We start from the raw sequence: 7,390 nt of genomic DNA on the forward strand, positions 1-7,390 counted from the left end.
GCCGCGTGACCGGTTTCAAAATCGCGATAGACCCCGTCAACATCCGTCAGCATCAAAAGGACATCGGCCCCGAGGGTTTCGCCCAAAAGCGCACTCGCGGCGTCCTTATCGATGACGGCCTCTATGCCGGTCAGTCCCCCATCGGGGCGCGCGATAACAGGGATTCCCCCGCCGCCCGCGCAAATCACGATGGCTCCATGCACGAGCAACTGGCGGATGACCTTTATGTCGGGGATCTCTTTCGGTGCGGGCGATGGGACGACACGTCGCCAGTTTTCACCGTCCTGCGCGATGGACCAGCCGTACCTGTCCGCCATCTCCTCGGCTTGCGACTTGTCATGGACCGGCCCGACGAATTTTGTTGGTTTATCGAACGCGGGATCCCTTGGATCAACGCGCACCTGGGTCAAAAGCGTCGCGACCGTTCGGCTGTGGCCCAAGGCGTTTTCCAGTTCCTGTTCAATCAGATAGCCGATCATGCCTTCGGTTTGCGCGCCCATGACGTCCAGTGGAAAAACCTCGTCGGGTTTGTAAGACAGGCCCTGCAAGGCCAGAAGACCGACCTGCGGACCATTGCCATGGGTGACGACAAGATCGTGCCCGGCCTCAACGATGCGGGCCAGCGCCTTGGCAGCCACACGCGCATTTTCGCGCTGGTTGACAGCCGTCAGAGCCTGCCCGCGCCGCAAAAGCGCGTTGCCACCAAGGGCTGTAACAACAAGCATGACCTTATGGCCCTATCGTGGCGACGAGAACCGCTTTGATCGTGTGCATCCGGTTCTCGGCCTGATCGAACACAATCGAGGCGGCGCTTTCAAAGACATCATCAGTCACTTCCATTGCTGACAAGCCGAACTCCTTCTCGATCTCGGCCCCGACCTCGGTTTCCGCATTGTGGAAGGCCGGCAAGCAATGCATGAAGCGGGTGCGCGGGTTGCCGGTATTGGTCATGACATCAGCCGTGACCTGATAGGGCTTCAGCAACTCGATACGTTCGGCCCATTTCTCCTTGGACTCTCCCATCGAAAGCCAGACATCGGTATAGATGAAATCCGCACCCAACGTGGCCTCCTGAATGTCATCAGAAATCAGGATGCGCGCGCCGGTGTCCTGCGCGATGCTCCGTGCCTCGGCCTCGATAAGCGTTTCCGGCCAGCACGCACGCGGGGCGCAAAGGCGCACGTCCATGCCCATCTTGGCACCACCAATCAACAGGCTGTCGGCCATGTTGTTGGAGGCATCCCCCATGTAGGTGAATATCACCTCGCGCAATGGCTTTTCCGCGTGTTCGCGCATGGTCAGGAAATCGGCAAGTATCTGAGTAGGATGAAATTCGTCCGTCAGGCCGTTCCACACCGGCACACCGGCATGCGCCGCCAGATCCTCAACAACCGTCTGACCAAAGCCCCGGTATTCAATCCCGTCGAACACACGGCCGAGCACGCGGGCGGTGTCCTTGACGGTTTCCTTGCGGCCAAGATGCGTGCCGGACGGGCCCAGATAGGTGACATGTGCCCCTTGGTCATGGGCTGCAACCTCGAATCCCACCCGAGTCCGTGTGCTGTCCTTTTCGAAGATCAGGGCAATTTCCCTGCCCTTCAGTCCCGGTTGTTCCGTCCCTGCGTATTTCGCGGCTTTCAGCGTCGCGGACAGATCCAGCAGGAACCCGATTTCACCTGGCGCAAAGTCGCGCAGACTCAGGAAATGCCGGTTCTTCAGATTATAGGCCATACTATTGCTCCTTTCATGCCGGATCGCGGATTGTCGGGCAACTCATGCATCGGCTGCCCCCCCTGCCCCGGCCTAGCTCGGCCCCCGGAATCTCCAGCACCTCGATGCCTTCAGCGCGCAGCGCGGCGTTGGTGTCGTCGTTGCGGTCATAGCCGACCACCACCCCGGGGCGCAGCGCCAGCACGTTGTTGCCGTCATTCCATTGCTCGCGGGATTCCTCGAAAGGATCGTCGCCGCCAGTCGAAACAACCTTCAACCGCCTGAAGCCCAATGCCTTTGCCAGAACATCAAAGATGGGCCGCTCAAGGCGCCTCATATCAAGGGGCGCCGAACCGTCACCGGGACGCAGATCGAACAAGCTCATTTCCGCCGCTACATCGGTAAAGCTTGTCACGACATCGCCGCCACAGAAGGTGAACACCGTATCAAGGTGCATGGCTGATCGTTCCTTGGGCAGTTGGCAGGCCAGAACCCGCGTCGCCCGACCGTCGTCGAACAGCGCCTCCGCCAGAAGGCCAATCGCCTGTGGCGACGTGCGCTCGCCCATGCCGATCAGAACAAGACCATTGCCAACCGGCATTACATCGCCACCCTCGATCGTGGCCAGACCATGATCCCGTGTGGGGTCGCCCCATATCACCTCCGCCTTACCTGCGAACTTCGGATGAAACCGGTAAATGGCCGCAGTCAGCAATGTTTCCGGTCGCCGCGCTTGCCAATACATCGGGTTCAGCGTGACGCCGCCGTAAATCCAGGCACTATTATCTCGGGTGAACAGAAAATTCGGCAAGGGCGGAAGGATAAAGCCAAGCGGACCCAGATAAGCACCAAACATGCCTGCGGGCTCGAATGGCAGGTCATCGACCGTCAATCCGCCAATCAGGACGTCCGACAGCGCGCTGCCAGACAGCTCGTCCAGCCAATCGCGCATCTCGCCCAGCATGCCGACGCCAATATCCAGCGGGCTGACCCTGTGATCAAGCACCCAGCGGCGCGCATCGGCACTCTCAAGCGTTTCCGCCAGAAGCGTGCCTGTATCGAGCACCTCGACACCTTCGTCGCGCATGATGTCGGAGAAGACATCGTGATCCTTGCGCGCCTGTTTGACCCAGAACACATCGTCGAACAAAAGCCGCTCGCAATTCGACGGGGTAAGCCTGCGATGCGCGAGGCCCGGCTTGCAAACGATCACCTGCCGCAATTGTCCCGTTTCGGAATGTACGCCAAGTTGGGGCGTGCTCATGCCAGCCCCCCCGTGCCCAGCCAGGCCCCAACCGCCAGCGTGCCCATTATGAAGACCGTCAAGATCAACAGAAGCGGCCAGATAAAGACGATCCAGCGATCATAGGACACCCGCCCAATGGCGAGGCCGCCGATGACCACTGCGAAGGTCGGATTGATCAGATTCACCAGCCCGTTCGCCGATTGATAGGCGGTAACGACCAAGTCGCGGCCGACACCGGCGAAATCGGCCAGCGGTGCCAGGATCGGCATCGACAACACCGCCAGACCCGACGAGGAGGGAACGAAAAAGCTCATCCCCACCTCGATCGCGAACATGGTCGAGATGAACGCGATGCTCGACAGATCGCCCAGGGTTTGCGCGGATGCATGCAGGATGGTGTCCGCGATCAACCCCTGCTCCATGATCACGACAATGCCACGCGCCAATCCAATCACCAGCGCCACCCCCAGAAGATCGCGCGCACCATCGACAAAGGCCCCGGTCAGTTTCTTTTCGCCAAGTCGCCCGATAAGGCCGATGATGATCGCCGAGCCAAGGAACAGCGCGCCCATTCGCGCCATCCACCACTCCTGCGTGGAGACCCCCCAGATCATCGTAACGAATGTGCCTGCAAAAAGGATCAGGATAACCTTTTGCGTGCCCGTCAACGCATCGTCCGCCGTTTCTTCATCATTGCCACGCAAAAAATGGCGGTCATGCGCCTGCCACTGCTTGGCCACGACAGAGCGCTGATTGTCGGCCTTCACGAGCGCGGCATAGCGCATAACATAGGCCACACAGATGCCCAACCCGCCAATCAGAAGAACAAACCGCAGGATAATGCCGTTCGTGAAAGGGATCGACGCCGCATCCGCCGCAATGATGGTGGCGAACGGATTGATCGTAGAGCCAAGCACGCCGATACCGGCACCGATCAAAATGATCGCGACACCCGTCACCGCATCATAGCCAGCGCGCAGAACCACCGGCAAAAGGATCGCGTAGAACGCCAGTGTTTCCTCGGCCATGCCATAGGTCGTCCCTCCGATGGCGAAAAGCGTCATCAATATCGGGACCATCCAGATCTCGCGGCCCTCCATCGCGCGCATTGCGCTGCGAATGCCGGTGTCGATCGCCCCGGTCGCGTTTACCACGCCCAGGAAGCCGCCCAACAAGAGAACGAACAGCGCCACGTCGATGGCATTCGCTGCATAACTGCCAGGATCGTAAAACCCAGCGATCGGGGCCATAAGCACGTCAATCGGCCCCTGCGGGTTGGCCTCGACGGTCTTGTAGGTTTCGGGAACGGCCACCTCGCGACCGACATCCTCGTTCATCACACGGTCATATTGCCCTGCAGGAATTATCCAGGTCAGAACTGCCACCAGAATGATCAGAAGGAACAGGATCGTATAGGCTGTTGGAAACCGGGATTGCAGGCCCGGATCCGTGCTTTCCGCCTCTGCGGCTGTGTCCGACATGATAGATCCTTCCCTTGGCACAAGTTCTGTTGAGGGTGAGCCTTCTATGTTCCCATTCGCGCAGGCCTGCGCATTAATCTGCGTTAATCCGATAAAACACCGAACAAAGGCCCGCGGCTTTAACCCCGGTCAATGCCTGCGCTTCTGACGCCTCTGGCATCACCCCGACAAAAGGATGCGGGAGACTGGTCTTGCCCCGGTTCAGTTCCGGTCTCTTTCGAGCAATGTTTGCGATGAAGGAGATAAGGAGTGGCAACGAGATACACGGACGGGTTTCGCCGTGATGCGGTGCGCATCGCGACGACCGGTGGACTGACGCGGCCACAGGCGGCTGCCGATTCAGGGGGTGGACTTTCGACGCTGAACACGTGGGGTCAGACGCATCAGCATGACGATCTGATGTCGGGTCCGCGCGAGGATGTCAAAAGGCAGAACGAAGGCCTGCGCAAGGAAGTCCGGCTCCTGCGCGAGGAGAGGGACGTGTTAAAAAACTATTCCGGGCCGCAGCCCGCCTGTGCGCGGTATAAACCGCCTGTGCTATGCTGCGCCTGAAGGGCAGTTGCCGATCGCTTATTGGAGGGTGAGACCCCGTTAAAAAACGTGGCACATGGGTCGATGCGCACTTGAGAGTGGTGACGCCGCTGTTGCGGTGATCCCGGTTAGGAAGATGACGAACTTGCATGGCCCACGCCCTTCTTCCCAAATGGAGGATATGCCATGACGAACCCAACGACCGGCGGCCACCCGGATCTGAAGATGGTCAATCCAAATGCAGCGGCGATCGACATTGGGTCGACCATGCACATGGCTGCGGTGAACCCTGATGCCTGCGACATGCCCGTGCGCGCCTTTGGGACATTCACACAGGATCTGCATTCACTGGCGACGTGGTTCAAATCCTGTGGCGTCACCAGCGTCGCCATGGAATCGACCGGTGTTTACTGGATTCCGGCCTTTGAGATACTTGAGGGTTACGGCCTTCATGTGATCCTCGTGAACGCGCGCTATGCCAAGAACGTGCCGGGTCGCAAAACCGATGTCAGCGATGCCGGATGGCTACGACAGTTGCACTCCTATGGCCTGCTGCGTGGCAGTTTCCGGCCAGAGGCCGAGATCGCCACCTTGCGCGCCTACATGCGCCAGCGAGAACGCCTGACAGAATATGCTGCAGCCCATATCCAGCACATGCAGAAGGCACTCATGGAGATGAACCTGCAATTGCATCATGTCGTCTCCGACATCACCGGCGTCACAGGAATGCGGATCATCCGCGCCATTGTCCGTGGCGAGCGTGATCCGGAGGCTCTCGCCGCGTTCCGGGATGTTCGCTGCAAATCCTCTGTGGACACGATCAACGCCGCGCTGGTCGGCAACGACCGCGAGGAACATATCTTTGCCCTGACACAGTCGCTGGAGCTTTACGATTTCTACAAAGCCCAGATCGAGGCGTGCGACCGTAGGCTGGAGGTGGCAGTTGGAGCGCTGACGGTCCGGGCAGACAATGATCTGGCTCCACTGCCCAAGGCTCGGATCAAGGGCAAGCAGCACAATGCCCCATCCTTTGATGTGCGCGCTGCGCTTTACGGTGTGTTGGGCACAGACCTGACGCAGATCCACGGCCTCGGTCCCTCGCTGGCTCTGAAGCTGGTGGCCGAATGCGGCACGGACCTGTGCGCATGGAAGAGCGCCAAGCACTTCACGTCGTGGCTTTGCCTGGCCCCGGGCAATAAAATCTCCGGCGGCAAATTGCTGTCCTCACGCACGCGCCGGTCCTCAAGCCGTGCTGCAGCGTTGCTCAGGTTGGCCGCGACAACCATTGGCCGCAGCGATACGGCCTTGGGCGCGTTCTATCGGCGACTGTCATCGCGTATCGGCAAGCAGAAAGCGGTCACGGCAACAGCACGCAAAATCGCGGTGCTGTTTTACAACGCTGTGCGGCATGGCATGACCTACCAAGATCAGGGCGCGGCAGCTTACGACGAGCGACACCGGCAGCGTATGCTGTCAAACCTTCAACGGCGCGCCAGGACCCTCGGATTTGCATTGGCACCCATTCCTGCGACAGCGGCTGTTTCTTAGGAAGCGGCAATCTTCCTTGCGGGCCAAAGCCGATGAGGTTTGCTTTCATTGATTCCCGGAAAGAAGTCTGGCCTGTGGAATTTCTCTGCCGCATTCTGCAAGTTTCATCGCGGGGATTTCGTGCATGGCGAAGCCGCCCAATGAGCCGCAGACAGCGCGACGATATGGTGATCTTGGCGCAAGACCGATCGCAACCACACGTTCAACATTGCGCCCATTCTGCTGGATCAGGGTTTCTCTGCGGATGGCCCAAACCGGAAGTGGGCGGGCGACATATCCCATATCTGGACCAGCGAAGGGTGGTTGTATCTGGCCGTCATCAACGATCTGCATTCTCGGCGCGTCATTGGTTGGGCTGTCAGCAATCGTATGAAAAGAAACCTGGCGATCCAGGCGCTGGACATGGCCGTGGCGTTGCGGCAACCGCCCGAGGGCTGCATTCATCATAGGGATCGCGGGTCGCAATACTGTTCGAACGAAAGGCCGCCTGAATGAGTTGAGAAACCGGAACGCAAGCACTAGACTAAAACGGGTCGCTTGCTGAATAACCGAGCGGAGAATTCACACCTGCCGTTCCGACGACGAGAACGGGCCATGCAACGGTTTCTCAGTATGCGAAGTTTACAGAAATTCGCGGCCGTTCACGCTTTCGTCTGCAATCACTTTAATCAGAAACGCAGCCCCTCAACCCGACCCAGCTTCAAGCTCAACCGCGCCGCCGCTCTTGTTGAGTGGCGTGATCCCTGCGCGGCATAAGGGGCAGCGTCACTGCCCATTCCGAGACGAGTTCGAATTGGTCTGACACCACTCCCCGGGCCGCACCCCGGGCTGATACCGATAACCATAACCAAGTTTGCTGCACCCTCAACACAAC

General features: G+C 59.3%; 6 protein-coding genes and 2 pseudogenes. 4 read left to right on the forward strand and 4 right to left on the reverse strand.

From position 1 onward, the window contains the following. The 4 genes from AC221Y_RS17130 to AC221Y_RS17145 all read right to left on the reverse strand — a co-directional run. Positions 1–725, reverse strand: a 725-nt coding sequence (locus AC221Y_RS17130) for a carbamate kinase (RefSeq protein ID WP_486707833.1), incomplete at its 3' end; no start/stop codon positions are given. 4 nt (positions 726–729) lie between these two features. Then, positions 730–1,731: an ornithine carbamoyltransferase gene (gene argF, locus AC221Y_RS17135; protein WP_486707834.1), complete on the reverse strand. Its 1,002-nt coding sequence runs from the start codon at positions 1,729–1,731 to the stop codon at positions 730–732. Positions 1,732–1,744: 13 nt separating this feature from the next. After that, on the reverse strand, positions 1,745–2,974 hold the full coding sequence (locus AC221Y_RS17140; RefSeq protein ID WP_486707835.1) for an arginine deiminase: 1,230 nt from the start codon (positions 2,972–2,974) through the stop codon (positions 1,745–1,747). Continuing rightward, positions 2,971–4,437 (reverse strand): YfcC family protein, encoded by a 1,467-nt coding sequence (locus tag AC221Y_RS17145; RefSeq protein ID WP_486707836.1) that lies wholly within the window; start codon positions 4,435–4,437, stop codon positions 2,971–2,973. The genes AC221Y_RS17140 and AC221Y_RS17145 overlap by 4 nt, the downstream gene beginning before the upstream one ends. 249 nt (positions 4,438–4,686) lie before the next feature. Between AC221Y_RS17145 and AC221Y_RS17150 the strand changes: the two genes are divergently transcribed. The 4 genes and pseudogenes from AC221Y_RS17150 to AC221Y_RS17165 all read left to right on the forward strand — a co-directional run. After that, the gene (locus tag AC221Y_RS17150; protein ID WP_486707837.1) at positions 4,687–4,989 is read left to right on the forward strand and encodes a transposase; all 303 of its coding nucleotides are present in this window, start codon (positions 4,687–4,689) and stop codon (positions 4,987–4,989) included. Between the two features lie 165 nt (positions 4,990–5,154). Next, positions 5,155–6,516: an IS110 family RNA-guided transposase gene (locus AC221Y_RS17155; protein WP_486707838.1), complete on the forward strand. Its 1,362-nt coding sequence runs from the start codon at positions 5,155–5,157 to the stop codon at positions 6,514–6,516. Positions 6,517–6,699: 183 nt separating this feature from the next. Then, positions 6,700–6,996, forward strand: a pseudogene (locus tag AC221Y_RS17160) (DDE-type integrase/transposase/recombinase); the annotation flags it as partial. Positions 6,997–7,056: 60 nt separating this feature from the next. Then, positions 7,057–7,272: pseudogene (locus AC221Y_RS17165) on the forward strand (IS6 family transposase); the annotation flags it as partial. Between the last annotated feature and the right edge of the window lie 118 nt (positions 7,273–7,390).

Source organism: Boseongicola sp. (assembly GCF_057460485.1).

Coding starts and splice junctions, on each gene's coding strand:
- argF (WP_486707834.1), bottom strand. CDS start 1,731: ATGGCCTATAATCTGAAGAACCGGCATTTCCTGAGTCTGCGCGACTTT.
- AC221Y_RS17140 (WP_486707835.1), bottom strand. CDS start 2,974: ATGAGCACGCCCCAACTTGGCGTACATTCCGAAACGGGACAATTGCGG.
- AC221Y_RS17145 (WP_486707836.1), bottom strand. CDS start 4,437: ATGTCGGACACAGCCGCAGAGGCGGAAAGCACGGATCCGGGCCTGCAA.
- AC221Y_RS17155 (WP_486707838.1), top strand. CDS start 5,155: ATGACGAACCCAACGACCGGCGGCCACCCGGATCTGAAGATGGTCAAT.